19 protein-coding genes are annotated in these 24,880 nt (G+C 70.2%); 7 read left to right on the top strand and 12 right to left on the bottom strand.

Features of this window, described 5'->3' with window-relative positions:
• Nucleotides 1–167: 167 nt before the first annotated feature.
• The 7 genes from WMF45_RS30245 to WMF45_RS30215 all read right to left on the bottom strand — a co-directional run bounded on the left by WMF45_RS30245 (nt 168) and on the right by WMF45_RS30215 (nt 6,271).
• Nucleotides 168–1,598, bottom strand: coding sequence for an SPFH domain-containing protein (locus tag WMF45_RS30245; protein WP_437708395.1), 1,431 nt, complete (start codon nt 1,596–1,598; stop codon nt 168–170).
• A gap of 204 nt (nt 1,599–1,802) precedes the next feature.
• Complete coding sequence (locus tag WMF45_RS30240; protein WP_437708393.1) at nt 1,803–2,357, bottom strand: hypothetical protein; 555 nt, start codon at nt 2,355–2,357, stop codon at nt 1,803–1,805.
• A gap of 127 nt (nt 2,358–2,484) precedes the next feature.
• Complete coding sequence (locus WMF45_RS30235) at nt 2,485–3,024, bottom strand: carboxymuconolactone decarboxylase family protein (protein ID WP_437708391.1); 540 nt, start codon at nt 3,022–3,024, stop codon at nt 2,485–2,487.
• 76 nt (nt 3,025–3,100) lie between these two features.
• A complete protein-coding gene (locus WMF45_RS30230) occupies nt 3,101–3,565 on the bottom strand; it encodes a MarR family winged helix-turn-helix transcriptional regulator (protein WP_437708390.1) in 465 nt (154 codons plus the stop codon).
• 96 nt (nt 3,566–3,661) lie between these two features.
• Complete coding sequence (locus WMF45_RS30225) at nt 3,662–4,984, bottom strand: hypothetical protein (RefSeq protein ID WP_437708388.1); 1,323 nt, start codon at nt 4,982–4,984, stop codon at nt 3,662–3,664.
• Between the two features lie 62 nt (nt 4,985–5,046).
• Nucleotides 5,047–5,787: a HEAT repeat domain-containing protein gene (locus tag WMF45_RS30220; RefSeq protein WP_437708386.1), complete on the bottom strand. Its 741-nt coding sequence runs from the start codon at nt 5,785–5,787 to the stop codon at nt 5,047–5,049.
• Nucleotides 5,788–5,869: 82 nt separating this feature from the next.
• Nucleotides 5,870–6,271, bottom strand: a complete 402-nt coding sequence (locus WMF45_RS30215; protein WP_437708384.1) for a type II toxin-antitoxin system PemK/MazF family toxin — start codon at nt 6,269–6,271, stop codon at nt 5,870–5,872.
• 330 nt (nt 6,272–6,601) lie between these two features.
• On the opposite strand from WMF45_RS30215, the gene WMF45_RS30210 reads away from it, so the two are divergent.
• The 3 genes from WMF45_RS30210 to WMF45_RS30200 all read left to right on the top strand — a co-directional run bounded on the left by WMF45_RS30210 (nt 6,602) and on the right by WMF45_RS30200 (nt 10,705).
• Entirely contained in the window at nt 6,602–7,933 is a 1,332-nt protein-coding gene (locus tag WMF45_RS30210; protein ID WP_437708382.1) for a serpin family protein, read from the top strand.
• A gap of 287 nt (nt 7,934–8,220) precedes the next feature.
• A complete protein-coding gene (locus WMF45_RS30205) occupies nt 8,221–9,579 on the top strand; it encodes a serpin family protein (RefSeq protein WP_437708380.1) in 1,359 nt (452 codons plus the stop codon).
• A gap of 244 nt (nt 9,580–9,823) precedes the next feature.
• Nucleotides 9,824–10,705: a hypothetical protein gene (locus WMF45_RS30200; RefSeq protein WP_437708378.1), complete on the top strand. Its 882-nt coding sequence runs from the start codon at nt 9,824–9,826 to the stop codon at nt 10,703–10,705.
• A 111-nt stretch (nt 10,706–10,816) separates the two neighbouring features.
• On the opposite strand, the gene WMF45_RS30195 is transcribed toward WMF45_RS30200, so the two are convergent.
• Nucleotides 10,817–12,334, bottom strand: coding sequence for a xylulokinase (locus WMF45_RS30195; RefSeq protein ID WP_437708376.1), 1,518 nt, complete (start codon nt 12,332–12,334; stop codon nt 10,817–10,819).
• Between the two features lie 136 nt (nt 12,335–12,470).
• Here WMF45_RS30195 and WMF45_RS30190 point away from each other — a divergent pair, with 136 nt between their 5' ends.
• From WMF45_RS30190 to WMF45_RS30180, 3 genes are all read left to right on the top strand, one after another.
• Nucleotides 12,471–13,505: a zinc-dependent alcohol dehydrogenase gene (locus WMF45_RS30190; RefSeq protein WP_437708374.1), complete on the top strand. Its 1,035-nt coding sequence runs from the start codon at nt 12,471–12,473 to the stop codon at nt 13,503–13,505.
• A gap of 158 nt (nt 13,506–13,663) precedes the next feature.
• Nucleotides 13,664–14,422 carry an SDR family oxidoreductase gene (locus WMF45_RS30185; RefSeq protein ID WP_437708372.1) on the top strand — a complete coding sequence of 253 codons (759 nt, stop codon included), beginning with the start codon at nt 13,664–13,666 and terminating at the stop codon, nt 14,420–14,422.
• A 230-nt stretch (nt 14,423–14,652) separates the two neighbouring features.
• Nucleotides 14,653–16,320, top strand: a complete 1,668-nt coding sequence (locus WMF45_RS30180) for a hypothetical protein (RefSeq protein WP_437708370.1) — start codon at nt 14,653–14,655, stop codon at nt 16,318–16,320.
• Between the two features lie 6 nt (nt 16,321–16,326).
• Here the strand turns inward: WMF45_RS30180 and WMF45_RS30175 are convergent, their stop codons facing one another.
• Nucleotides 16,327–16,596 (bottom strand): hypothetical protein, encoded by a 270-nt coding sequence (locus WMF45_RS30175; RefSeq protein ID WP_437708368.1) that lies wholly within the window; start codon nt 16,594–16,596, stop codon nt 16,327–16,329.
• A gap of 496 nt (nt 16,597–17,092) precedes the next feature.
• Between WMF45_RS30175 and WMF45_RS30170 the strand changes: the two genes are divergently transcribed.
• Nucleotides 17,093–17,647, top strand: a complete 555-nt coding sequence (locus tag WMF45_RS30170) for an RBBP9/YdeN family alpha/beta hydrolase (protein WP_437708366.1) — start codon at nt 17,093–17,095, stop codon at nt 17,645–17,647.
• Nucleotides 17,648–17,663: 16 nt separating this feature from the next.
• On the opposite strand, the gene WMF45_RS30165 is transcribed toward WMF45_RS30170, so the two are convergent.
• From WMF45_RS30165 to WMF45_RS30155, 3 genes are read right to left on the bottom strand one after another with little or no spacing between them, the layout of a single operon-like run.
• Nucleotides 17,664–18,521 (bottom strand): hypothetical protein, encoded by an 858-nt coding sequence (locus WMF45_RS30165; RefSeq protein ID WP_437708364.1) that lies wholly within the window; start codon nt 18,519–18,521, stop codon nt 17,664–17,666.
• 58 nt (nt 18,522–18,579) lie between these two features.
• A complete protein-coding gene (locus WMF45_RS30160) occupies nt 18,580–18,957 on the bottom strand; it encodes a hypothetical protein (RefSeq protein WP_437708362.1) in 378 nt (125 codons plus the stop codon).
• Nucleotides 18,958–18,999: 42 nt separating this feature from the next.
• Nucleotides 19,000–24,729, bottom strand: coding sequence for a CARDB domain-containing protein (locus tag WMF45_RS30155; RefSeq protein ID WP_437708360.1), 5,730 nt, complete (start codon nt 24,727–24,729; stop codon nt 19,000–19,002).
• Nucleotides 24,730–24,880 lie beyond the last annotated feature (151 nt).

The raw sequence follows: 24,880 nt of genomic DNA, 5'->3' as shown, positions 1-24,880 counted from the left end.
TTGGTAGATCCTGCTGTCTTTCAGGCTGGCAATTACAGCAGCTTGATGCCGTACCTGTCCAGCGACTCGCTCAGGCGCGCGTGTGTCGCGCGTCAGTTGAGCCGGCTCCTCAAGGAGACCAACGCGTGATCGCGCGGGCTCCACGCCGGACGACGGCGCGGACGGGCTCAACGCCGGCTGCTGTCCGGCCCGCTCTCCTCGGTCAGCTCCGCCTTCTGCGCGCGCGCCGACGGCACCTCGAGCCCTGCCGCGCGCGCCAGCCCCATCACCCCCTCCACGGCCGCCGCGATGTATCCGAACGGGTTGGCGCCATCGACGGCCGTGACGTGGACCTCTCCCATCCGCTGCTGGAACGCGGCGGCGAGCGCCGGCATCTGCTGCGCGACCGTCAACCGGATGACCTCCGGCGACACGGTGTTCTCGATCTCCCGCAGCGCCCGCGCGCGGTCGATCTCGATCTCCTGCGTGAGGCGCGCCTTTTTCGCCTCGATCTCGGCGATGGCGAGCTCGGCCTCGGCCACGAGGCGGCGCGCGCCCGCGATCGCCGCGCGCTGCCGGAGCAGGTCGATCTCCTGGGCGCTCGCGGCCATCTTCGCCGCGTGGCGCGCCGCCGCCGCCTCCGCCTCGAGCGTCGTCTTCTCGATCTCGGCCCTCAGCGTGAGCGCCGCGATCTGCTGCTCGTGGGCCAGCCGCGTCTCCTTCAGCCGCGCCTCGGAGGCGAGCTCCTCGAGCCGGGTCTTCTCGCTGGTCTCCTGGCGTCGCGTGCGCAGCTCGACCTCGGCGGAGAGCTTGGTCAGCTCGATCGCGCGCTGCGCCTCGGCCTCGCCCTGCCGGACCGCGCGCTCGGTGAGCAGCGACGCCTCCCTGGCCTTCCGCTCCTGCTCCTGGCGATAGTGCGCCTGGAGGTTGCCGAACACCGCCGGAGAGAGGATGCGCACGTCCTGGATCTCGATGGTATCGATGAGGACGCCCCACCCCTTGTCCGTGGCGTCCTCGGCGCTGCCCCGCCCGGAGACGACGGGCACGATCTCTCGTATCAGCTCGCTGGCGAGCCCTTCCTTCCGCCGCGTCAGGCACTCCTCGACGGAGAGGTTCGCGACCAGCCGGCGCGCGGCGCCGGCAAACATGTCCACGAGCAGCGCCTCGAGCTTCTCCTGCGCGCGCTCCGGGAACGAGAAGTTCAGCATCCGGAACGCGATGAGCGGCTCCGCGATGCGGTAGACGGCGAGCCCCGTGATCTCCACGCCGACCTTCTCGAGGGTGACCTGGTCGGCCGTGAACTGGAGCTTCTGGACCGTGGTCGGCACGATGGCGACGCTGTCGCCCGGGAGCTTGAAGCACGAGGCGCCCTGACCGGAGGTGGGCCGGAGGCTACCCCGCCGCATGTGAATCAGGTACTCGCTCGGCTTCGCGCTGACACGGCCCCATCTCTTGAGCTTCTCCGGATCTTCGGCCGGCTTGCCGGCGCGCCAGCCCTGATCGTACCGACCGCGATGGGCCGTCACGGTCCCGTGATCGTCCGCGTGGAGGACCGCCGCGGCGCCGCCCGGCACGCCGTTCTCGTGGATGATGACCTTGCGTTGCTCGATGTGCGTCATGACCTCTACCTCGCGAGAACGGCTTTCGCAGGAAGCGGGCCAGGCAGGAGACACGGCGAAGGAGGCGTCCCGGGGCCGCGCCGCGCGCCGGCGACCCGCGACACGCGAGACGCCGATCCGGAATGGAGCGCAGCGCCGATCCGGAATGGAGCGCAGCGCCGGTCCAGGATGGAGCGCTGTCGCCCGGCCGCGGCGGTGGCCGCGTCAGTACTTGCGGGAAAAGGCACGCTCGACCCACGCCTCGATCTCTTCGTGGGTGCTCCCCGGGCCTGGCTCCTCCGTGCCCGCGATGCGGCTGCGGATGTCGGCCATCGGCTTCGAGCAGTCGGTGACGCGCGAGATGCGTCCCGCCTCGAGCTCCACCTCGAGGACGTGAGCGTATTTCCACGCCGGGTGGAAGCCCATGTGAACATACAGCTCGAGCGAGAAGTCGCGCGCGAGAAGCAGGCCGCCGCTGAACGGGACGTGGAGCCCGATGCCTTCGTAGGCTGCCGTGAATCCGAGGGGCGTCTTCGGCTTCTCTGGCATCTTGTCCAGCAGGGGAGGAGCGTCGCCTTCGAGCGCGACGTCCAGGCCGTCGAGGTACAGGGCGTTGTCGCGAAGCTCATAGCGACAGACGAAGCCACGCCAGCACGCGGTGCTCGCCGGGCGAACACGAAGTCCGTGGCTCGCCGGGTCGAACAGCTCGCCGCCGTTCACGCCCGCCAGGCTCCAGTCAGCGCCCGCATAGGCGACGTCGTCCCCGATTTGCGCAGTCATACACCTGCTCCCTCGAACCCTTCTGTCGTGGAGAGCCAGCGTAGCTGACGCTTCCCCCGCCCTGTCAAGGAGACCCACGCGAGAGCACCGCGGCGCTTCCGCTCTCGAGCCCCGCGCTTCCGTGCGATCAGCGCAGCGCGTGGGAGCGGGTCATCCGGTTCGCGAATGTCGACAGCGTGTAGGTACCGATGCCGACGATCACCTCCAGGGCCTGCTCGGCGGTGAAGCCCGCGCGGAGGAAGGCGTCGAGATCGGCGTCCGGCACCTGGCCCCGCTCGCGCAGCGTCGCCTCGGTGAACGCCGCGAGCGCCTGGAGGCGCGCGTCGGGCGCCGGCCTTCGCTCGAACAGCGCCGCGGCGACCTCGGGGGAAGCCCCCGCGCGGAGGAGCAGCCCGCGGTGCATCGTGCGGCAGAGATCGCAGCCGTTCTCGCCGGCGACGACCATCACAACGACCTCGCGCTCCACCGGCGAGAGCGTCGCCCCCTCGAAGACCGCGAGGAGCTCATCGAAGGCGCGCACCAGGAGCGGCGAGGTCGCGAAGCGCGCCAGCGGCAGCGGCAGGAAGCCGAACTTCTGCGAGGCCTGCTCCAGCGCGGGGCGGGCCGTCGCGGGCGCCGTGTCGAGCGTGTGCGCAGGAAAGTGAGGGGAAGCAGCGGTCTGGCTCATGCGGGTCTCTCCTGAATTGGTTGTCTATGCAATCAATTGATGATGAAGAAGACGGCGTGGAGGGCGGGGGCTACCTTCAGCCCTCGGGCTCGAGGTTCGCGAGGATGCGCTGGAGCGTGCGCCGGGTCGTGAGCAGATCGTCCTCCGGGATGCCGGCGCGCGACGTGTCCACGAGGGCCTTGGCCTCGCCCGACAGGGCCTTGCGCAGCGCTCGCCCGCGCGCGGTGAGGTAGACGAGCCGGGCGCGCCGGTCCGTCGGATCGTGCCGGCGCTCGACAAGCCCGTCCCGCTCCATGAGCGCGAGGATCCGGCTCATCGTGGGCACGTCCCGGAAGGTGCGCTCGGCCAGGTGCGTCTGCGTGACGCCCTCCTGCTCCCACAGGCGGACGAGGACCATCCATTGCTCGGGCGTGATCTCGACGCCGTGCGCGCGGAAGCGCCGGTACATCTCGGCGCGGGAAGCGAGGTAGACGCGCGCCACCCAGAAGCCGAGCGCGTTGTCGAGGACGATCCCCCCGTCGGCCGTGAACTGGTCGCGCATGAGGGCCGATCCTACCGCACAGAATTTAGTTGTCAATGCAATCAATAAGGTGATGTGCCGCACGGCCTCGCCTGGTCCTGTCGAGCGGCATGGCGCTCAGCGCGCCGCGAGCTGGGCCTCGAGCAGGTGCGCGAGCGCGCTCCGCCGCTCGTACATCGACGCGTGCGAGGGAAAGGATCTCCCCGACCGGGCCAGAGGACGAAGCTCCGCGTAGAGGGCGTCCCTGGCGATCGGCTCGGCCTGGAACGCGGAGCTCGTGGCCGGCAACAGGTAGCGCGGCACCGCGGTCGGCCCCGCATCCCTGGAGATGAGCAGATCGCGCATCACGTCGTCGCGCGTGATGAACTCCGCCCACGCGGCGGCCGCGGCATTGCAGGCTGGGTCGCCGGAGCATCCCTTGCGCCGCACGAAGGCGTCGGTGAACAGGAGGGGCGTGGCGCTGGTGCCGAGCGGGATCGTCGACACACGCAGCCCCTCGACGGGCGCGCCCTGCGCCTTCATGAGGGTGACAGTCCGATGCAGGCGCTCGCTGTATCCCCAGTAGCCGATCGCGTTGCCCTTCACGAACTCCTCGACCGGACCCTCCAGTGTCTCGTCGTACGTGCCGTCGATGCAAGGGTTCCTGTCACCCTGTCGACAGAGCGAGGCGAGCTGCTTGAGCGCCGCTGTGCTGCCCGCGTGAAGGGGCGGCTTCACGGCGTTGCTCAGGGTCAGCGGGTTCGTGGCATCGAGGCCGTTGTCGACACGTGCGTCCAGGTAGAGGGCGGGTAGATCCCAGCTGCTCGCGAAATTCCCGAGGAGGGGCTTCCCGCTCTCGCGCGCGGCCTTCACGAGGCCGGCGATGCTGGGAGCGGCGTCGAGCTCCTCGGATCTCGTGACAAGGAAGAACCCGCAGCTGAGGTGGGGTACACCCCACCAGACGGACTTGCCACTCCGGTCGATCTCGGTGCTGGCTGACCTGGCTGCGGCGAGGTAGTCGCGCTCCGGCACGGAAGGCCACGGCTCGAGGACGTCGGCGTCGATCAGATCTCCGAGCACCACGGTGTCGATCTCGACGAGATCGTAGCGACCGGACGCGAGCCATCCGGCGAGGCGCGTCGGATTGTGGTAGCTGTCATCGGACTTGACGAGGCGCAGGTCGAGATCGATCTCCGCATGCTGCGATTCGAACCCGTCCTCGATCATCGCTCGCAGGGACGCGAAGCCATCGCCGGCGGCGTCGGGGATCCAGGGGACGAGGGCCACGCCGAGCTTCGTGCGGCCAGGCTTGCCGGCGGAATCGACCGGCGAGGCCGCCGGAGGCGGCGTGGGGGGTGGGCAGGGCATGCTGGAGGCGGAGGGGCTCGCCGCGCCTCCGCAACCGGCAGCGGAGAGCGCGAGCACTGCGGTCCGCAGACAGGGGCTCGGTCGTCGGCTCATGGTCATGTCGTCCATGGACGGAGGCGCTGGCATGGCCTCGCGTGTGCGGGAGATGAACGCGTTCAGGGATCACCCTGGGTCGCACGAAGCTCCCGTACGAGTTGCTCGATCGTGAATCTCGATGGGTGCCACGAAGCGTCACTCCGGCTGAGCGAGGAGATCCGGTCCAGGAGCTCGCTTATCTCGGGCAACAGCGCGGATGCATCCCGTCCAAGCGCGGCGACCGCCCGCAGCCAGTCCTCGAGCCGATATTCAGCGAACCGAGCGTCGAGCCGCGGACGCGACGCCGCGAGGACCGGCGCCAGCGGGTGGTCATCGCCGCTGCGCGCGAGCGCCTCCACCGCCAGCCAGCGCACGGTGAAGACCTCGTCGGAGAGCGCGCGACGGAGCGCCGGAGCCTGCTCGGGACACGGCGCAGCGCGCGTGAGCACGCGGGCCGCGGCGAGCCGCACGAGGGGCTCCTTGCTCGTCAGGGCATCGGCGACCGTGCTCAGGACAGGCCGCGCAGCCACGCCGGCTCTCTCGAGGGCGGCGAGGGCGGCTCGCTGGACGTGTGGATTGGATGCATGTACCCAGCGGGCCGCGCTCTTCACGCCACGCTCGGTCGGGGCGACCGGCGGCAGCGGCCTTCCGATCGGCGCCCGACATGGAACCGGGCGGCCCCACGCCCCGGCGAGCGCGAGCAGGAACCGCTCGGGCTTCGGCGCTTCCCCCGAGAGACGCTCGATCGCCGCATCGATTCGCGCCCGATCCTGGGTGATTGCCGTCTTGAAGACGTCCTCCGGGTCACCGTGGTGAGGCATTCATCGTCCTCCAGAGAAACCGCGCTCGTCCAGCGTCGCTGCCTCGGTGAAGTCGACCTGTCCCACGAGGCGCACCCGCTCGCTACCGCCTGAAGAACGATACCTGCTGGAAGCGCAGGCCGGCCAGGATCTGATCCACCCGAGCGTCGGACAGCGACCCGATCCGCTCGCCCAGGCGGGCCTTCTCGACCGAGGAGATCTGCGACACGACCACGACGCTCTGCCTGGGAAGGTTGCCCTCGCCCACGTCGAGCAGGACGTTCCCAGGCTCGTTCGCCCGGCCCAGGTTCGACGTCAGCGCGCACACGACCACGGTCGTGATGCGCGAGTGGTTGAAGACGTCGTCCTGGACCACCACATGGGGATGGGAGTAGCTCGGGACAGGCCCCCGCGAGTCATCGGGCCCTATCCAGAACACGTCGCCGCGATCGATCCGCGCCGAGCGCGTGCCTGTCGGTTCTCCTGCGCCCTCGTCCGTCTTCATGTGCCTCGCACGCCGGCACGAAGGATGGTCCGTGGCGCACCTCGGCGCAACCCGCTCCTGCTGCACGGCCTTCCCAGCCCACCACGGGATCTGGCGAGGAGGCACAGTCGGATCGACCCCGCCGATCCCTCGGTTCCGCCGTCATCGGCGCCTCCCCAGCTCACCCGTGAGCGCCGCGTTCGGCTCATCTTGGCACATTCTGCTCCAGACTTGCCGGCTGTGCGCGTCTTCCCAGGACAGACGTGCGATTTTCGGCGCAAAGGCGCTCTGGCACGCAGTCTGCAAAACCCTGGCATCATGAGAACATCAATTGTCTTGGCGACGCTTGTCATGTCGGCTCTCGTGGGGTGCAGCTCGAACGAGGGAGGCGGCAGCGGCGGCGGTGGCCCGGACCAGGGACAGGGCGGCTCGGGCCAGGGAGGCGGCGGCGGGGCCGTCGAGTGCTTCGAGAAGAAGGCTGGCTGCGTGCTGCCGTCGGACGCGGCGCGGATCGAGAGCCCGGTCGTCTCGGAGGAGGATCAGGTGTTGCTGGCGCGCAACAACGCGAGCTTCGCGCTCGACCTCGGCCGCGTGCTTCCCAGCGCTAACGGGAACGTCGTCTACTCGCCTTACAGCATCTCGACGGCGCTCGCCATGACGTACGCGGGCGCGCGGACCACCACGGAGCAGGCGATGGCCGCGGCGATGCGGTTCGAGCTCCCGCAGGAGCGGCTGCACCCGGCGTTCAACTACGTGGATCTCGAGCTCCACAAGCGGGCCGAGGGCTCGAGCAACGTCGAGGGAGGCGGCTTCCGGCTCCACACGGCCAACGCCATCTGGTCGCAGATCGACCTCCCGCTCGAAGAGCCTTTCTTGAAGGTGCTCGGCGAGAACTACGGTGCGCGCGTGCGGCTCGCCGACTTCGATGCCCCGGACGAGGCCGAGAGCCTCATCAACGCGTGGGTGAAGGACCAGACGGAGGGCATGATTCCGGAGCTCCTCAAGAAGAACGTGAACCCGGAGACGCGCGTCGTGCTCACCAACGCCATTTACTTCGACGCCGCGTGGCACACGCCGTTCAGCGAGGGCGCGACGAAGGCCGGGGAGTTCCAGCGCGGCGACGGCACGGGCGTCAGCGCCCAGATGATGCACGGCACGCAGGAGACGCGCTACGGCGCCGGCGACGGCTGGGAAGCGGTGGAGATCCCTTATGCGGGCACCCCCGTCTCGATGTTCCTCGTCCTGCCTGCCGAGGGGAACGCGGACGCGCTGGCGGAGTCGCTCGACGGCGAGGGGCTCGCGACGATCATCGCCTCGCTGCAATCGCGGTCGGTCGACATCACGATGCCGAAGTTCTCGTTTGGCACCGGGGCCTCTCTCAAGAAGGCGCTCACGGATCTCGGCATGGGCGCCGCCTTTGGCCCCAGCGCCGACTTCTCGGGGATCCTCGCGGGTGGAGGGGTCCAGATCCAGGACGTCATCCACAAGGCAGTCATCGACGTGGACGAGGCCGGGACCGAGGCCGCGGCGGCGACGGCGGTCCTCATCGCCGCCACGGGCGCGGGCTTCTTCCCCGAGCCCGCGGAGATCGTGCTGGATCGGCCGTTCTTCTTCTTCATCAGCGATCTGTACACGGAGGCGCTCCTCTTCGCCGGGCGCGTCAACGATCCGACAGCGCACTGAGGTGAAGCGAGGCCCCTCGGGCGCCGGAAGGGCTCTTTGCCATCCCCACCCCGGGTCTGGCAAGCCGTGGCACAGGCACATCGACCCCTGAGCCATGGATTCGCCGCCAGCCGCATCTCCAGCTCTCTCGCTGGCTCAGCGTGCGGCTCATCGTGGCACCATCTGTCTCTGATTCCCCCGCTGCGCGCAGTCCTTCATGCCAAAATCGCGGTTTTTCGCGCGGAGGCGCTCTGGCATGCTGCCTGCAATCCGCCAGCGCCATGCGAACAACGATTCTCTTGGCGACCATGCTGATGTCAGCTCTGGTGGGGTGCAGCTCGGCCCAGGGTGGGGGCACGGGAGGCGGCGGCCCAGGCCAGGGCCAAGGCGGCTCGGATCAGGGCGGGGGAGGGGGTGACTCGCCCGAGGCTCCCGTCGAGTGCTTCGAGAAGAAGGCTGGCTGCGTGCTGCCGTCGGACGCGGCGCGGATCGAGAACCCGGTCGTCTCGGAGGAGGATCGGGTGTTGCTGGCGCGCAACAACGCGAGCTTCGCGCTCGACCTCGGCCGCGCGATCCACAGCGCGACGGAGAACGTCGTCTACTCGCCTTACAGCATCTCGACGGCGCTCGCCATGGCGTACGCGGGCGCGCGGACCACCACGGAGCAGGCGATGGCCGCGACGATGCGGTTCGAGCTCCCGCAGGAGCGGCTGCACCCGGCGTTCAACTACGTGGATCTCGAGCTCCACAAGCGCGCCGAGGGCTCGAGCGGGATCGAGGGAGGCGGCTTCCGGCTCCACACGGCCAACGCGATCTGGTCGCACGTCGATCTCGCGCTCGAGCAGCCGTTCTTGAAGGTGCTCGGCGAGAGCTACGGGGCGCGCGTGCGGCTCGCCGACTTCGATGCCCCGGAGGAGGCGGAGGGCCTCATCAACGCGTGGGTGAAGGACCAGACGGAGGGGAAGATCCCGAATCTCCTCAACGGCAGCGTGACCCCGGAGACGCGCGTCGTGCTCACCAACGCCATCTACTTCGACGCCGCGTGGCACACGCCGTTCTACGAGGACGCGACGAAGGCCGGGGAGTTCCGGCGCGGCGACGGCACGAGCGTCACCGCCCAGATGATGTACGGCAGACAGGATACGCGCTACGGCGCCGGCGACGGCTGGGAAGCGGTGGAGATCCCCTATGCGGGCACCCCGGTCTCGATGTTCGTCGTCCTGCCGGCCGAGGGGACCGCGGACGCGCTGGCGGAGTCGCTCGACGGCGCGGCGCTCGAGACGATCATCGCCTCGATGCAGTCGCGGTCGGTCGACATCACGATGCCGAAGTTCTCGTTCGGCACCTCGGCCGCTCTCAAGAAGGCGCTCGAGGACCTCGGCATGGGCGTCGCGTTTGGCCCCGGCGCCGACTTCTCGGGCATCATCGAGGACGGAGGGGTCCAGATCCAGGACGTCATCCACAAGGCGGTCATCGACGTGGACGAGGCCGGGACCGAGGCCGCGGCGGCGACGGCGGTCGTCCTCGCCGTATCTTCCGGGGCCTCGGGCGTCTTCAACGAGCCCGCGGCGATCGTCCTGGACCGTCCGTTCTTCTTCTTCATCCGCGATCTGTACACAGGGGCGCTCCTCTTCGCGGGGCGCGTCAACGATCCGACGGCGCACTGAGGATACGTGAGGTAGGCGCGCTGCTGAGAGCGCCCTCGCGCTGCAGATTCTCACACGATGGATTCGACGCGTCGGTAAGCGCAGGTCGGTTCATGCGGCATTGCGCGCATCGCGCGAAGAACGCGTCGAATCTGCCGATTCTCCGATTCGACTCTCCGGGTCGATAGATGGTGGCGCGCGCCGCGATTATGGGCCATAGGGTCGCGCGCCGATGCACAACCGCTCCGACCAGTTCTCCAAGAACTTGCTGCGCGATGGGCTGAGCCTCGTATCGGCGGTGCAAACCGAGGTCGAGGTGCTGGCGGCTACCCAGAAGATCGACGTCTACTGCGTGCCGGATCCAGCTCGGGAGGCGGAGCGTGCCAGGATGGGACTGCTCGGCGAGCTCTCGACAGGGCCGAGCCTGTTCGAGCCGTTCCACGGCACGCCTGGCCTTCGCCTGGTCCGGCGGTGCCTGCGCAAGCAGCTGACATGGCACCACGAACTCGAACGTCGCGCCCGCGCTGCAGCCGGCTCCGTCGCGCCGGACGAGGACACCGAGGCGCCCTCGCAGCCGGCGGTGGACTTCCCTGCGCTGGTCGTCATCAGCCGGGGGCGTCCTGAGACGGTGCTCGACGCTTACGGGTTCAAGCCGGCGCAGGCTGGCGTCTACGAGGCCGTGCCGGGCCTGGTGATGCGCGTCGTGGTGCTCGCGGAGCTGCCCCGGACGCGTGCCACGCTGCTGCTGCGGCTGCTCGGGTCAGGCCGCCGCTTTCGCGAGGCGTTGGCGGATCTGGCAGCCCTGCCGGACGGTGCCTGGGAGAAGAGCGTCGCCACGCCGCTGCTGGTACACTTCCGGTTCGCAAGCCATGAGCCGACGACGGACGAGGAGGACGATGTGAGCGCAGAGATCCGGGCGTGGTTCGAGGAATACGAGCGGAAGCTTCGGGCCGAGGAGCGGAAAGAGGGGCGCGCCGAGGAGGCGGCGCGTGCCGTGCTGACCGCGCTCAGGGTTCGCGGCATCGCCGTGCCGGACGTGGCGCGCGAGCGCATCCTGGCCGAGAAGGATCCGGAGACTCTGGAGCGATGGCATGAGCGGGCCATCGTCGCCGTGTCGCTTGCTGAGGTACTCGATGGTCTGAGCTGAGCGATACCGGCCAACGACGGGCTGTCCAGCTCGCGGGTGTCGGTAGCGGCGTGCTCCTTGAGGAGCGCAGGTCTGCCGCCGCGGATCGCGCACTGCGGCGAGCGGGCGCACTTACTCCCTCGTGAAGGCCGAGAGGCGGCGCAGCAGCCCCGAGAGCTGCGGATACATGTCCCGGTAGATCCCCAGCAGCGCCGCGTAGCGCCCCCGGCGCGCGGCATCGGGATGGAACGTCGCCGTGGCGGTCCCGCGCATCGCCCTCGCGGCCGCCTCGATGCTCCCGGCCAGCTCGGCGCCGGCGGCCGCGCACATGGCGGCGCCCAGGCACGCCGCCTCGACCGTCTCGGACCGCTCGATGACGACGCCCGTCGCATCGGCCATCACGGCACACCAGAGGTCGCTCGCGGCCACGCCGCCGACCGCGGCGAACTCCGCGACCTCGATCCCCGCCGCGCTGCGCATCAGGTCCAGCACGAGCGCCTGCTCCAGCGCCACGCCCTCGATCAGGGCGCGGTAGACGTGGCCGCGCCCGTGCGCGTCCGTGAGGCCCAGGATCGCGCCGCGGGCGTCGGGATCCCAGTGGGGGTTCATGGCGCCCTCCCAGTAGGGCAAGAGCAGCAGGCCGCCGCTTCCGGGCGGGAGCGACGCGGCCTCGGCCTCGAGCGCGGCCATCGCGGCCCCGTCGCGCGGATCGACGCCCAGCTGGCGGCGCAGGTACCAGTCCGAGAGCAGCGCGCCGCTGCGCAGGCTGCTCTCCAGCACGTAGCCGCGGCCGGAGGCGCTGGTCATGGTCCGCCACGCCGGGTCCTGCCGCGGCTCGGCGCAGAAGACGCCGAAGACCACCGCCGTGCCCAGGTTCAGGTAGGCGCGCCGCGGGTCCAGGGCGTCGACGCCGAGCCCGGCCATCTGGCCGTCGCCGCCGCCGGCCAGCACCGGCGTGCCCTCGCGCAGCCCGGTCGCCGCGGCGGCGGCGGCCGACACCGCGCCGAGCGGCGCGCCGGGAGGGAGCGCCTCCGGCAGCCGGTCGGGCGTGATGCCGGCGGCGGCGCAGAGCTCCTCGGACCAGCGGCGCGCGCCGATGTCGAAGAGCGCGAGCGGGTCGGCGCTCGCCCAGCTGGTGCGGGCGTGCCCGGTCAGCGCCTGCACGAGGTAGGCCTGCACGTCGCAGAAGAGGGCCGTGCGGCGGTGGGTCTCCGGCTCCTCGCTGGCCAGCCAGGCGATCTTGGGCAGCGCCGGGCCGAAGTCCGCGGCCTTGCCGGACAGCGCCCGCAGGCGGTCTTGCCCGATGCGGTCGATCACGGCGCCGAGGTGCCCGCGCGCGCGGCCGTCCAGCCAGAGCATGGCGGGGCGGAGCGGCTCGCCGTCGGGACCGAGGCAGGCGAAGGTCTCGCGCTGGTGCGCGATCGCGAGGCCCGCGATGCGGCCCGGGTCCACCGCGGCGGTGACGCCGGCGACCGCCTCGCACAGGGCAGCCCACCAGTCCCGGGGATCCTGCTCGAATCGCTCGGGAGCCGGCCGGGCCAGCGAGAGCGGCGCGCGGCCGGCGGCGTGCAAGCGCCCCTGGACGTCGAAGGCCGCCGCCTTGGCCGCGGTGGTGCTCAGGTCGATGCCGAGGACGAGGTCGGCCGGCATGGCGCCTTCAGCGACCCGGAACGCAGGATTGACAAGCGATCACGGGCGCAGACTACAGTAGGGAATCGCGCCGGCACAATCGTCCAGCGCGGCGCCGCCGGGGAGCCGGCGGAGCCTTGAAAGGGAGACTGGAACAGTGCGCGCAACGTTCATTCACGGCATCCGCGATGTCCGGCTCGGCGAGGTCGAACCTCCGCGGCCTCGCGAGGGCATGGTGACGATCCAGGTCGCGGGCTGCGGGATCTGCGGCAGCGATCTCCACTATTATCTGGAGGGCGGGATCGGCGCGGCGCAGGTCCGGGACCCCTTCGTGCCGGGGCACGAGTTCGCCGGCTGGGTCGTCGACGACCACCCGGCGCTGGGCCTGTCGAGGGGGCAGCTCGTCGCCGTCGACCCCGCGCACGCCTGCGGCCGCTGCGAGTGGTGCCACCGCGGCCACGTGAACCTGTGCCCGCACGTGGAGTTCCTTGGCGCGCCGCCGCTCCACGGCGGCATGGCGGAGCGGATGGCGGTGCGCCCCGATCAGGTCGTGCCGGTCCCCCGCGGCTTCTCGGTGCGAAAGGCCGTGATGCTCGAGCCGCTGGGCGTCGCCGTCCACGCGATCGACCTGGCGCGGCCTCACATACAGGAGACGGTGGTGGTGCTGGGGTGCGGGCCGATCGGCCTGTGCCTGGTCCAGCTCGCGCGCCTGGCCGGCGTCGCGCGGGTCTTCGCGGTCGACCCCGTCGCGTACCGGGCCGAGGCCGCGCGCCGGCTGGGCGCGCACGACGTGGCGCCGAGCTTCACGGCCGTCGCGGAGTGGACGGGCGGCCGGGGCGTCGACCTCGTGCTCGAGGCGACGAACTCGCCCGAGGGCTTCCACCACGCGGCCGAGGCGGCGCGCATCGGCGGTCGGATCCTGCTGGCGGGCATCCCCGACGGCGACCGCTACGCGCTGCCGGCGGCGCTGTGCCGCCGCAAGGGGCTGAAGGTCAAGTTCTCCCGGCGCATGGGGCACGTGTACCCGCGGGCGATCCGCCTGGTCGCCGAGGGGGCGGTGGACGTCGAGTCCATCGTCACCCACCGGTTCGACCTGTCCGAAGCCGAGAAGGGCTTCCGCCTGCAGGCGGATTGCCAGGACGGGGCGCTGAAATCGATCATCGTTCCGGACGAAGGCGACACGCCGTTCTGATCGGGGTCGTCGCGCGGGATCTCCAGGCGAGGCGGCGCGGCTGTCATTTTTCCTTCGCCCCATGTCACACGAGCTAGACCCGGTTCGTCATCGAGGGCGAGCGCGGGGTCACAGGAGCAAGGCGCCGGTCGCTCGCGTGACGGACAAGGGAGAAAGACATGAAGATCGTGGTTATCGGTGGAACCGGCCTGATCGGGGCGAAGCTCGTGCGCAGGCTCCGCCAGAAGGGCCATGAGGTCGTCGCGGCGTCGCCTTCCACGGGCGTCAACAGCCTCACGGGCGAAGGGCTCGCCGGAGCGCTCGCAGGTGCCGAGGTCGTGGTCGACGTGGCGAACGCGCCGTCGTTCGAGGACAAGGCGGTCCTCGACTTCTTCGAGACCTCGGGCCGCAACCTGCTCGCCGCCGAGGCCGCCGCGGGCGTCAAACATCATGTGGCGCTCTCGGTGGTCGGCACCGATCGGATGCTCGGCAGCGGCTATTTTCGCGCGAAGATGGCGCAGGAGGCGCTGATCGAGGCCTCCGGGATCCCCTCTACGATCCTGCGGGCCACGCAGTTCTTCGAGTTCATGGACGGCATCGCGCGCTCCAGCGCCGACGCGGAGCGGGTCCGGCTCTCGTCGGCGCAGCTGCAGCCGATCGCGGCGGAGGACGTCGCCGAGGCCCTGGCCGACGTCACGCTCGGGGCGCCCGTGAACGGCATCGTCGAGGTGGCCGGCCCCGAGAGGCGCCCGCTCGCCGAGTTCGTCGGCAAGTACCTGAGCGCCAAGAAGGACCGCCGCGAGGTGATCGCCGACACGGAGGCGCCCTATTTTGGTCTCCGGATCGACGATCGGTCGCTCACACCCGGCGACGGAGCGCGCGTCATGCCGACGCGCTTCGACGACTGGCTCGCCCTGTCGCTGGCCGGCGCGGCGTGAGGCATCCGATGGGACGCTCGGTACCGGGGGGGCGAGCGCGCTCTTGACACGAGCGTGAGCCGTGCCGTCCCCTGGACGCACGTGCTCCCGACGCCATGTGTCGCGCCACGGATCGAAACACGACCGCGGGCGCGCGGGTCCGTGAGGCTCGATCCCCCGAGGCCATGCGCGATCGAGGATACGCAGGAGGTCCCATGCGCGCGTATAGCAGACGGTTAGCAGCTCTCCCGATGGCCCTCGGCCTCATGCTCGGCAGCGCGGCGCTCGTGGTCGCGCACGCGCAGGCGCCAAAGGCGCAAAAAGCTCAGAAGAAGCCGAAGGCTCAAACGGCGAGCTCGCAGCCCAAGGCCCAATCGGCCGGCATGACGTCGTCGCCGCAGCCCGGGACCCCGCTCGCGCTCTTGCGCAGCAAGCTGCCCCCGGGCTCCGGGGTCTACTTCGTCTACTCCGTGAAGGCTCAGTCGAACGGCTTCGACAAGGCCTTCAGGTACGTAGGCTCGTCGTGGAACCTGCGCGATCGTCTGACGGATCCCAGGCACCCGATCAACGATGTCAGCTCCCATGCTCCGGGCGTTCCCCTGCTCGAAAACGCCAAAAAGCTCGTGGTGCTGATCTGGGAGCTCCGCTTCGCCGACTTCCCGAGCAACAGCGCGTGCATGTGCGTGCGCTACTGGGAGCAGCGCGCCATGGCCGCGACGAGCACGTGGCCGGGGAACGACGGCGTGCTCAACGATCGGCTTCCGGTCTCGGAAGAGGAGGCGGCCAACATGGCGGCCGTGTGCAAGGACCTCAAGCCTTCCCGGGTCCGCGTCATGCTCGGCGACAAGCTGGAGATCCTCGAGACCACCGAGGAATACAACGCTTTCCTCGCCCGGCAGCGGCAGAACAATCCGGAGACCGAGGCGGAGCGCGCGCGGCGCGAGCTGCGGAAGCTCGACAGACCAGGCCCGAACGACCTCCCCTCGAGCCGGAATCTGTGGGGATGGCACTGGGATCTGCGGCCGAGCCAGGACGTGCCGGCGCAGCCGCCAGCCGGCGGCCAGAACGCGATCCGCCGTGGCGTCGACTACGGCCGCGAGCGCTACACGCTCAGGCGCGATCTGCCTCGCACGCTCGGCATCTACCACCTCACCGGCACCTTACCCAACGTCGGACAGCAGTACTATACGGGCTCCGCGTCCAACGTCTTCGACCGCCTCCTCCGCCAGACGCACCACAAGGCCGACCACATCCTGAACCATCACGATGCGTCGGTCATGGTATGGCCCGTCAACCTGCCGAGCGCCTCGGATCCGGAGAAGATGTGCAGCTGCCTGCTCTGGGCCGAGCAGAAGATCATGGGGCTCATGGCCAACACGCCGAACAGCAAGGCGAGCATCGCGCCGAGCTGGCTCGACGCGAACAAGGGGTCGCTCAACAACTACCGGGCCCTCTCGGAAGCGGCGCTCAATGAGCTCGAGCCCATCTGCCGCACCACGCTGGCCGGGACCACGCAGCAGGTCGACGGCCGGCCGGTCCTGACCCCGGCCATGGGCAAGACCGTCTGGCCCGTCCCGTCAGGGGTGTATCCCGCCTGCGTGCCCCAGGATGAAGGCCGGTGCGATTCGGACGTGGAATGCTGCGAGAACGGGGTGGACGACGCGCCCTATACGAAGGCCTTCCCGTGGAGAGCCCGGTGCGTGAAAGACAAGAACACCAACATCGGCACCTGCCGGAAGCCGACGTGCGTGAAGGCGGGCAAGGCGTGCAACTGGACAGCCGAGAGCTCGCAGCAACACTGGCTCGGAAAGTCGTGCTGCCTGGATGGATCGACGGACGGAGGGGCGCCGCAAAACCAGACGTCCTATCATTGCTACCCGACGAACGACCGCACGAAGGACGGCACCTGCGTCCAGTAGGCGCGGTCAGCGCCGTCCGAGCGGCTTCACGACGAGCGCTCCGGTCTTGACATAGCGCTCGTAGACGACACGCAGCTCCGCGTCGTTGAGCCCCTGCTCGTCGTCGATGATGTAGACCCCGCGCTGCGGGTCGCGGTAAACGTTCGCCTGGAACTCCTCCCAGCTCATGATCTCGTCCCCGTTCGGCGTGGACTCGTCGGCCTCGGAGGAAGAGGTGGGCTCCGTGCCGCCGCAACCGGCGAGCGCGAGCGCCACAACGGGCACGCAGAGAAACACAGACAGGGAGCTCCCGACGCGGCTCCTGGACAGACGTCTCGAAGACGATCCTTGATTCATTGAAACACCTTTCACGGTAAGGTCACACGTTGTTTGCAACCAAGAGGATCCTGCCGGCGGAGATTCGATATTCAGCGCCGACAGCATCTGGCATATTTACACATAAATCGAGGGACATGGAAGTCCCATGCGGGAGTAGCAGGGCATTTCATCGCCGCATCGCCGCATCGCCGCATTGCCACCAGCGGGGAGTGTGGTCTCGGCGGTGACTGCGCCTCGCGAGCCACGAGCGCGCGCCACGAGGATGAAGAGAGGCGCGCACGGCGTCTGCCACAGGTCGTGTAAATCGAATGAATCCGGCGCGCCTGGGCTACCTCGGCCCCATCATGGCGCGCGTCGGAGGGGTCGACGTGGCTCCGGGGTCAACGGGGGGTGACGACGTGATTTTCACCCGCTTCCTCTGTACCCTCTTCGTTCGCGGGGAGGTCTTGTCACGATGCTTTCGCTTCTCATCGTCCCTGGCTACAGCGGCTCCGGCCCTCGCCACTGGCAGACGCTCTGGGAGCAGAGGCTCTCCTTCGCGCGCCGCGTGGAGATGCCCGACTGGGATCACCCGGACCGACGCGCGTGGGTCGAGGCGCTCGACCGGGCGGTCGCCGCCAGCGCCGAGCCCCCGGTGCTGGTCGCGCACAGCTGCGGCGTGAGCACGGTCGTCCACTGGGCGGCGCCGGGCGCGCGACCCGTGCGCGCCGCGCTGCTCGTCGCGCCGGCCGACACCGAATCGCCGAGCTACCCGCGCGAGGCGTCGACGTTCCACCCGTTGCCCGGCGTCAGGCTGCCGTTCCCCTCGATGGTCGTCGCGAGCGCGAACGACCCGTACTGCACCCCGGAGCGAGCCGAGGCCTTCGCGCGCGCCTGGGGGAGCCGGCTCATCCATGCGGGGCCGTGTGGGCACATCAACGTCGACGCCGGCTTCGGGCCCTGGCCCGAGGGCGAGCGCCTCCTCGCGGCGCTGATAGGCGAGCCCGTCTCACGAGTGTTTCGCGCTTGAGTTGGCGAGCGCCGTCTCAGCGATTCTCGGCCTGGGCCGGGACCTCGAGGCGCAACGCCCAGGCCTCGTACGCCGGCACGCCCAGCGCGGCGAGCGAGGGGAGGATCACGCGGTCGATCCGCTCGTAGAAGGCGCGCGCCGCGGCCGGGCGCGAGGGGATCCCGAGGTTCGGGCCGGCGGGCGGAGGCGCCTCGGGCAACGGCTCGCCGTCGGCGCGCGAGGCGCCGGCGTGGATTCGGTCGTAGTGCGCGAGCGAGAACGCCAGATCGGCAGCGAGCCAGTCGCGCTCGTCGTCGGTGAGGCGCGGAAAGACGAGGCGCGCGAGCGCCCAGCCAAAGCGGTCGTGGAGGATCTCGTCCCGCAGGAGGGTGCCCACGACCACCTGCAGGCAAGGATCGGTGGTGTGCTGCTGGAGGACGTCGAGGATGCCGACGGACGCGGATTCTCCCACGCAGAACATCGATGCGGTCCACCGGGCAACGAAGAGATGGGCCGGGAGGCCGTCCCGAGGGAGCTGGAGATCCGAGGGGGCGAGCGTCGCGCCGTGGTTGCCACCGAGCGCATCGGCCGCGCGCGCGCACAGCTCGGTGTGGCGAGCCTCGTCCTGGAGGAGGCGCGAGGCCGCGGTCGTGACCTCCAGGGGCAAGCGCATCTCGGCGAAGCGGGCGATGAGCTCGCCGAAGACGATCATGGATCGGTATTCGGCGACCGCGCGCCCCGCCCACGCCTGGCGGGCGATCTCGACGTCGGCCGGCGGGAGCGCCGCCGGGTCGAGGCGGTCCCACGGGGGCGCGGGGTAACGGCGATCGAGGTAGCGGCGGTGGAGCGTCGCGAAGAGCCGCTCGGTCGTGCCGAGAGGGAACGCGGTGTTCATGAGGGGATGGGGCGGGGCCGCCGGCGAGCGAGGAGGGCGGCGGGGGATGCCGCTCGCGTCACGGCTTCGTGCGCGACGGCGTGTTGATGTGCACCGGCGACGTGGGCGGGGGCTGGGGTTTGCCGGGCGGAGGAGGATCCACGGTCGCGGAGGACGACGCAGGGGGCGCCGTCGGCGTCGCAGTCGGGGGCGTGTTCACGTTCATCGCCGCCTTCGACGGGTCGGCGCTCGGATTGGCCTGCGGAGCTTCCGGCGGGGTCGCGGAGGGCGAGGACTCGGTGGGCGCCGCGGTCGGCGTCGGCGGGACGTGGTCGATGGGAGCCCGTTCGTTGATCGTGTGGTCGGGCGCGGAGCTCCCGCCGCAGCCGGTGACGAGCGCGGCAGCCGCCAGGAAATGGGCGCGGACACGGGCGAGGCGCTGCGGGTCGAGGGGCATGCGGCGAGACTAGCGGGGCGCGCGGGGGTTGGCGAGCGATGATCAGAAGCTGACGACGAGCTGGCCGCCCGCCGTGGCGTTGTTGCCCTCGAGGAGCTCGGGGACCCCGCCGTAGGCGTCCACGATGGCCCCGAGCCTGTAGGTATCCACGGGGACGTAGGTATCAGCGGACACGAGGAGGCTCTCGCACTGGCCTACGGCGAGGCTCGGCACCCAGGCGCCTCCGGCGAGGAAGTCGGCCGTCGTGATCGTCGCGTCGGCCGACAGCCGGACCTCCACCAGGGTGCCGTAGCTCGGGGCCGTCCCCTCGTTGCACAGAGTGATCGAGGCGTCGAAGAGGCTGCCCTGCGTGGCGCTCGGCGGGCCGCTCACCGCCGAGACGACGAGATCGGGGCCGTAGCCGATGGCCATCAGCTCGCCGGCGGCGAAGTTGTTGGTCTCGATGAGCTCCTGGACCGGGCCGTTCATGTCCACGATCGCGCCGAGGTGGTAGGCGCCGTCAGGAGCATAGGCGCCGGCCGCCACGGTGATGCTCTCGCACTGGCCAGGGCTCAGCCCGGGGACCCAGCTGTTGCCGATATGGATATCGGAGGGCGTGACCGCCCCGTCGGACGACAGCAGCACATCGACGCTCGTGCCGCCGCTCGGGGTCGTGCCCTGGTTGCACACGGTGACGGTGGCGTCGAAGCCGCTGCCCGGCGCGGCGGTCGATGGACCGCTCACGGACGCAATGAGATCCGGCCGATAGCCGACGCCGAACACGCCGCTTGTGTTGGTGTTGTTGGTCTCGATGAGCTCCTGCATCCAGCCGTAGGGGTCCACCACGGCGGCGAGGTGATAGGCGTCGTCGGGCGCCGCCAGGTAGGCGGGGAGGGTCACGACCGTGCACTGGCCACGATCCAGGTACGGCACCGGCGCGCTTCCGGCGAAGAAGCCGCTGTCGGTCTCCTGGTCGCCGGCCGCCAGGCGCAGCTCCACCTCGCTGCCGTAGCTCGGCTGCGTGCCCTGGTTGCAGACGGTGACCGAAGCGTTGACGCTGCTGCCTGGCAAGGCGCTGGGCGGGCCCTCCACCGCCGAGACGATGAGGTCCGGTCGATGGCCGATGCCGATCACGCTGCCCGCCGCGGCGTTGTTGGTCTCGATGAGCTCAGGAGTCCAGCCGTACGGATCGACGAGCGCGCCCAGGTGGTAGGCGCCTTCCGGCACGTAGCCGTTCGCCGGGAAGGTCACTGTGGCGCACTGGCCCGGCGCCAGGTACGGCGCCGGCCCGTTGCCGGCCAGGAAGTCGGCCGTCGTGATGCTCGCGTCCAAGGAGAGGCGCAGCTCCACGTCGCCGCCGTAGCCTGCCTGGGTGCCCTGGTTGCAGACGGTGACCTCGGCGTTGAAGTGGTCACCCGGGGCGAGGCTCGGCGGCCCGCTCACGGCAGAGACGATGAAATCCGGCGCGTAGCCGACGCCGATCACGCTGCCCGCCGCGGCGTTGTTGCTCTCGATGAGCTCGGTGATCGCGCCGTTCGGGTCCACGATCGCGCCGAGGTGGTAGGCGCCGTCGGGCCCATAGGCGCTCGCGGGGACGAGCACGGAGGTGCACTGTCCAGGGCTCAGGCCGGCCACATAGGCGCTCCCCGCGTGGAGATCCGCGGGCGTGATCGCGTCGTCGCTCGACAGGAACAGCTCGACGTCGACCCCGTAGCTCGGGGACGTGCCCTGGTTGCAGACGGTGACGGAAGCGTCGAATCCGCTGCCCGGCGGGGCGCTGGGCGGGCCGCTGACCGCCGAGACGACGAGGTCAGGCTGGAAGCCCACGCCGATGAGGTCGCCCGAGGCGGCGTTGTTGGACTCGATCAGCTCTTCCTGCCAGTCGTGCACATCGACGATCGCCCCGAGGTGATACGCGCCATCGGGAACATAAGCGCTCGCGAAGACGAGCACGGAGGTGCACTGCCCGGGCGCCAGGAAGGGGACCGCGCCGCCGCCTGCGGGTGTGTCGTCTTCCGTGATCGCGGCGTCGGCGGACAGGTAGAGATCCACGTTGGTGCCGTAGCTCGGCTGCGTGCCCTGATTGCACACGGTGACGGAAGCGTCGAATCCGCTGCCCGGCATGGCGCTGGGCGGGCCGCTGACCGCGGAGACGATGAGGTCGGGCCAGTTGCCGATGCCGATCATGGCGCTCACCTCGGCGTTGTTCGTCTCGATGAGCTCGGGAACCCAGTTGTCCCGGTCGACGATCGCGCCCAGGTAGTAGGCGCCGTCGGGCACGTACGCGCTCGCCGGGAAGGTCACGGTGGCGCACTGGCCCGGATCCAGGTACGGCACCGGACCGTTGCCAGCAGGGGAGTCGGCCATCGTGAGGGTCGCGTCGGCGGAGAGCAGCAGCTCCACCTGGGTGCCGTAGCTCGTCTGTGTGCCCTGGTTGCAGACCGTGACCGACGCGTCGAAGCTCCCGCCAGGGATCATGCTCGGCGGCCCGCTCACGGCGGAGACGACGAGATCCGGCGCGTAACCGACGCCGATCACGCTGCCCGCCGCGGCGTTGTTGGTCTCGATGAGCTCGGCGATCGCGCCGCTCGGATCCACGATCGCGCCGAGGTGATGCGCGCCGTCGGGCACATAGGCGCTTGCGGGCACGACGACGGAGCCGCACTGCCCGGGGTTCAGCCCGGGGACATAGCCGCTCCCGGCGTGGATGTCCGAGGGCGTGATCGCCCCGTCGCTCGACAGCAGCAGCTCGACATTGACGCCGTAGCTCTGGGTCGTGCCCTGATTGCAGACGGTGACGGCGGCGTTGAAGCTGCTGCCGGGCGTCACGCTCGACGGCCCGCTCACTGCCGAGACGACGAGGTCGGGCCAGTGGCCGACGCCGATCAGATCACCCGGCGCCGCGTTGTTGGCCTCGATCAACTCGGGCTGCCAGCCGTACGGATCGACGATCCCGCCGAGGTGATAGGCGCCGTCGGCCAGGTAGACGCTGGCGGGGACCGTCACGGTCGCGCACTGGCCGGGATCCAGGTAAGGCGTCGGTGCGCCGCCCGCGAACGCATCGGCCTCCGTGATCGTGGCGTCGGCGGACAGGCGCAGCTCCACCATGCTGGAGCCCGGGGTCATGCCCTGGTTGCAGACGGTGATCTCCGCCTCGAAGCCGCTGCCCGGCAGGACGCTGGGCGGGCCGCTCACCGAAGCGACGGTGAAGTCAGGCCCGTAGCCGATGCCGATCAGAGCGCCTGAGCCCGCGTTGTTGGTCTCGATGAGCTCGGGGACCCAGCCCTGCGGGTCGACGAGCGCGCCGAGGTGGTAGGCACCCTCGGGCACATAGGCGCTCGCCGGGAAGGTCACGGTGGCGCACTGGCCGGGATCCAGGTACGGCACAGGACCGCCGCCGGCGAGGGGGTCGGCGGTCGTGAGCGTCGCATCCGTGGAGACACGCAGCTCCACGTGGGTGCCGTAGCTCGTCTGCGTGCCCTGGTTGCAGAGGGTGACCGACGCGTCGAAGCCGCCGCCGGGGAACACGCTCGGCGGCCCGCTCACGGCGGAGACGATGAGGTCGGGGCCATGGCCGACGCCGATCAGGCTGCCCGCCGCAGCGTTGTTGGTCTCGATGAGCTCGAGGAGCGAGCCGCCCGGGTCCACGACGGCGCCGAGATGATAGGCGCCGTCGGGCACGTAGGCGTTCGCGGGCACGGCGACGGAGGCGCACTGCCCGGGGCTCAGACCGGGCACATAGCCGCCCCCGGCGGGCGCGTCGAACGGCGTGATCGCCTGATCGGACGAGAGCACCACGGCGACGTCGCTGCCGTAGCTCTGGGTCGTGCCCTGGTTGCAGACGGTGACAAGGGCGCTGAATCCGCTGCCGGGCACGAGGGTCGGAGGCCCGCTCACGGCGGAGACGATGAGATCCGGCCGATGGCCCACGCCGAGCAGCCCGCCCGACGCGGCGTTGTTGGCCTCGTTCAGCTCTTCTTGCCAGTTGTTCGGATCGACGACCGCGCCGAGGTGATAGACGCCGTCTGGCACGTAAGCGCTCGCCGGGATGGTCACGGCGGCGCATTGCCCCGGATCCAGGTACGGCGCCTGGGCGCCGCCGGCGGGCGGGTCGGTCCCCGTGATGTTGTCGTCGGCTGACAGGCGCAGCTCCAGGGCGGCGCTGTAGCTCGGGGTCGTGCCCTGGTTGCAGACGGTGACGGTGGCGCCGAAGCCGCTGCCCGGAAGGGCGCTCGGCGGTCCGCTCACCGAGGAGACGATGAGATCCGGCCGGTAGCCGATGCCGACCACGGAGCCAGCTGCGGCGTTGTTGTTCTCGATGAGCTCGGGAACCCCGCCGTACCGATCGACGATCGCGCCCAGGTGGTAGGCGCCGTCGGGCGCGTAAGCGCCGACGTGGAGCGTTCGCGTTGTGCACTGCCCAGGATCGAGGTACGGAACCATGTCGCCGCCGATGGGCACGTCGTTCGCCGTGATGACCGCGTCCGAGGAGAGGTACAGCTCCACGTTGCTGCCATAACTCGCCTGCGTGCCCTGGTTGCAGACGGTGACCGAGGCGTCGAGGGAGCCGCCGGACGTCGCGCTCGGCGGCCCGCTCACCGAGGACACGATGAGGTCCGGCTGGTGGCCGACGCCGATCGCGCCGCCCGCCGCCGCGTTGTTCGTCTCGATGAGCTCGACGGTCCAATCCGGGACGTCCACGATCGCGCCGAGCGTGTACGCGCCGTCGGGCACGTACGTGTTCGCGGGGATCGTCGCGGAGAAGCACTGTCCGGGGCTCAGGTTCGGCACATAGCCGGCTCCGATGGGGAAATCGGCGGGCGTGATCTCGTCATCGGGCGAGAGCAGGAGGTCGACCTCGGTGCCGTAGCTCGGCTGCGTGCCCTGGTTGCAGACGGTGATCGAGGCGTCGAACCACCCGCCGGGCACCTGGCTCGGCGGCCCGCTCACCGCGGAGACGACGAGGTCTGCCCGGTAGCCGACCCCGAGCAGCCCGCCCGCCCGCGCGTTGTTGGAGGTGGTGAGCTCCGGGTTCCAGCCGTTCTCGTGCGCGATCGCGCCGAGGTGATAGGCACCTTCGGGGACATTGGCGCTGGCGGGCACGGTCACCGACGCGCACTGGCCAGGGTTCAACCAGGGAACCGGGGCGCCGCCGAGGAGGTGATCCGACGGCTCGATCGCGGCGTCCGGCGAGAGGAGCACATCCACGAGCGCGCTCTGGCTCGGCGTCGTGCCCTGGTTGCACACCGTGGCCTGGACCTCGAAGCCGCCGCCGGGGAGCGCGCTCGGGGGGCCGCTCACGGCCGAGACGATGAGATCCGGGCCGAAGCCGATGCCGATCTCGCCTGCGATGGCCGTGTTGTTGGTCTCCGACAGCTCGATCACCTGCTCGAACGAGTCCACCACGACGCCGAGCGTGTACGCGCCATCGGGCACGGCCGCCGCGGTCTGGACGCCGAGCTCGACGCATTGCCCCGCGTCGAGATACCCCAGCGGCGCATAGCCGGTGATGGGATCCGACGGTGTGATGATGTCGTCGTCCGAGAGGCTCACCTCGACCTGGGTGCTGTAGCTGGCCGAGTTGCCCTGGTTGCACACAGTGACCCACGTCGTGAAATAGCCGCCCGGCAGGACGCTGGGCGGCGCGCTCGCGCTCGAGATCACGAGGTCCGGTTCGTCGCCCGTGAGCGCCCCGGTCGCGGCCCCTATCGGCTCGGGATCGTCAGGGGGTCCGCCGCTCCCGCACCCCACGGTCATCGCCAGCATGCCGAACACGAAGCACGCCCGTCGCACCCGAGATACTCTTAGGCTGAGCATAGAGAATCAGGAGAAGCTGGGGGCGCGTCCACGTCAAGGGGGTCGCAGATTCTCGCTGGAGTTTCGCGGGATAGGGACGTTGCGCTGTCACGAGGCGGGGGGCGCCTCCGCTGCCCTGGCGTCTTCC

It is taken from the genome of Sorangium sp. So ce448, assembly GCF_051520915.1.
Taxonomy (GTDB): Bacteria; Myxococcota_A; Polyangia; order Polyangiales; family Polyangiaceae; genus Sorangium; species Sorangium cellulosum_B.
Note: the sequence above shows the minus strand (reverse complement) of the source record. Positions and strands in the feature narration are given on the sequence as shown.

Bases quoted from the DNA above. Each gene is read 5' to 3' on its own strand.
- WMF45_RS30195 (WP_437708376.1), bottom strand. From the start codon at position 12,334: ATGCCGGCCGACCTCGTCCTCGGCATCGACCTGAGCACCACCGCGGCC.
- WMF45_RS30245 (WP_437708395.1), bottom strand. From the start codon at position 1,598: ATGACGCACATCGAGCAACGCAAGGTCATCATCCACGAGAACGGCGTG.
- WMF45_RS30205 (WP_437708380.1), top strand. From the start codon at position 8,221: ATGCTGATGTCAGCTCTGGTGGGGTGCAGCTCGGCCCAGGGTGGGGGC.
- WMF45_RS30185 (WP_437708372.1), top strand. From the start codon at position 13,664: ATGAAGATCGTGGTTATCGGTGGAACCGGCCTGATCGGGGCGAAGCTC.
- WMF45_RS30215 (WP_437708384.1), bottom strand. From the start codon at position 6,271: ATGAAGACGGACGAGGGCGCAGGAGAACCGACAGGCACGCGCTCGGCG.
- WMF45_RS30230 (WP_437708390.1), bottom strand. From the start codon at position 3,565: ATGCGCGACCAGTTCACGGCCGACGGGGGGATCGTCCTCGACAACGCG.
- WMF45_RS30235 (WP_437708391.1), bottom strand. From the start codon at position 3,024: ATGAGCCAGACCGCTGCTTCCCCTCACTTTCCTGCGCACACGCTCGAC.
- WMF45_RS30220 (WP_437708386.1), bottom strand. From the start codon at position 5,787: ATGCCTCACCACGGTGACCCGGAGGACGTCTTCAAGACGGCAATCACC.
- WMF45_RS30180 (WP_437708370.1), top strand. From the start codon at position 14,653: ATGGCCCTCGGCCTCATGCTCGGCAGCGCGGCGCTCGTGGTCGCGCAC.
- WMF45_RS30165 (WP_437708364.1), bottom strand. From the start codon at position 18,521: ATGAACACCGCGTTCCCTCTCGGCACGACCGAGCGGCTCTTCGCGACG.
- WMF45_RS30225 (WP_437708388.1), bottom strand. From the start codon at position 4,984: ATGAGCCGACGACCGAGCCCCTGTCTGCGGACCGCAGTGCTCGCGCTC.
- WMF45_RS30240 (WP_437708393.1), bottom strand. From the start codon at position 2,357: ATGACTGCGCAAATCGGGGACGACGTCGCCTATGCGGGCGCTGACTGG.
- WMF45_RS30210 (WP_437708382.1), top strand. From the start codon at position 6,602: ATGTCGGCTCTCGTGGGGTGCAGCTCGAACGAGGGAGGCGGCAGCGGC.
- WMF45_RS30160 (WP_437708362.1), bottom strand. From the start codon at position 18,957: ATGCCCCTCGACCCGCAGCGCCTCGCCCGTGTCCGCGCCCATTTCCTG.
- WMF45_RS30170 (WP_437708366.1), top strand. From the start codon at position 17,093: ATGCTTTCGCTTCTCATCGTCCCTGGCTACAGCGGCTCCGGCCCTCGC.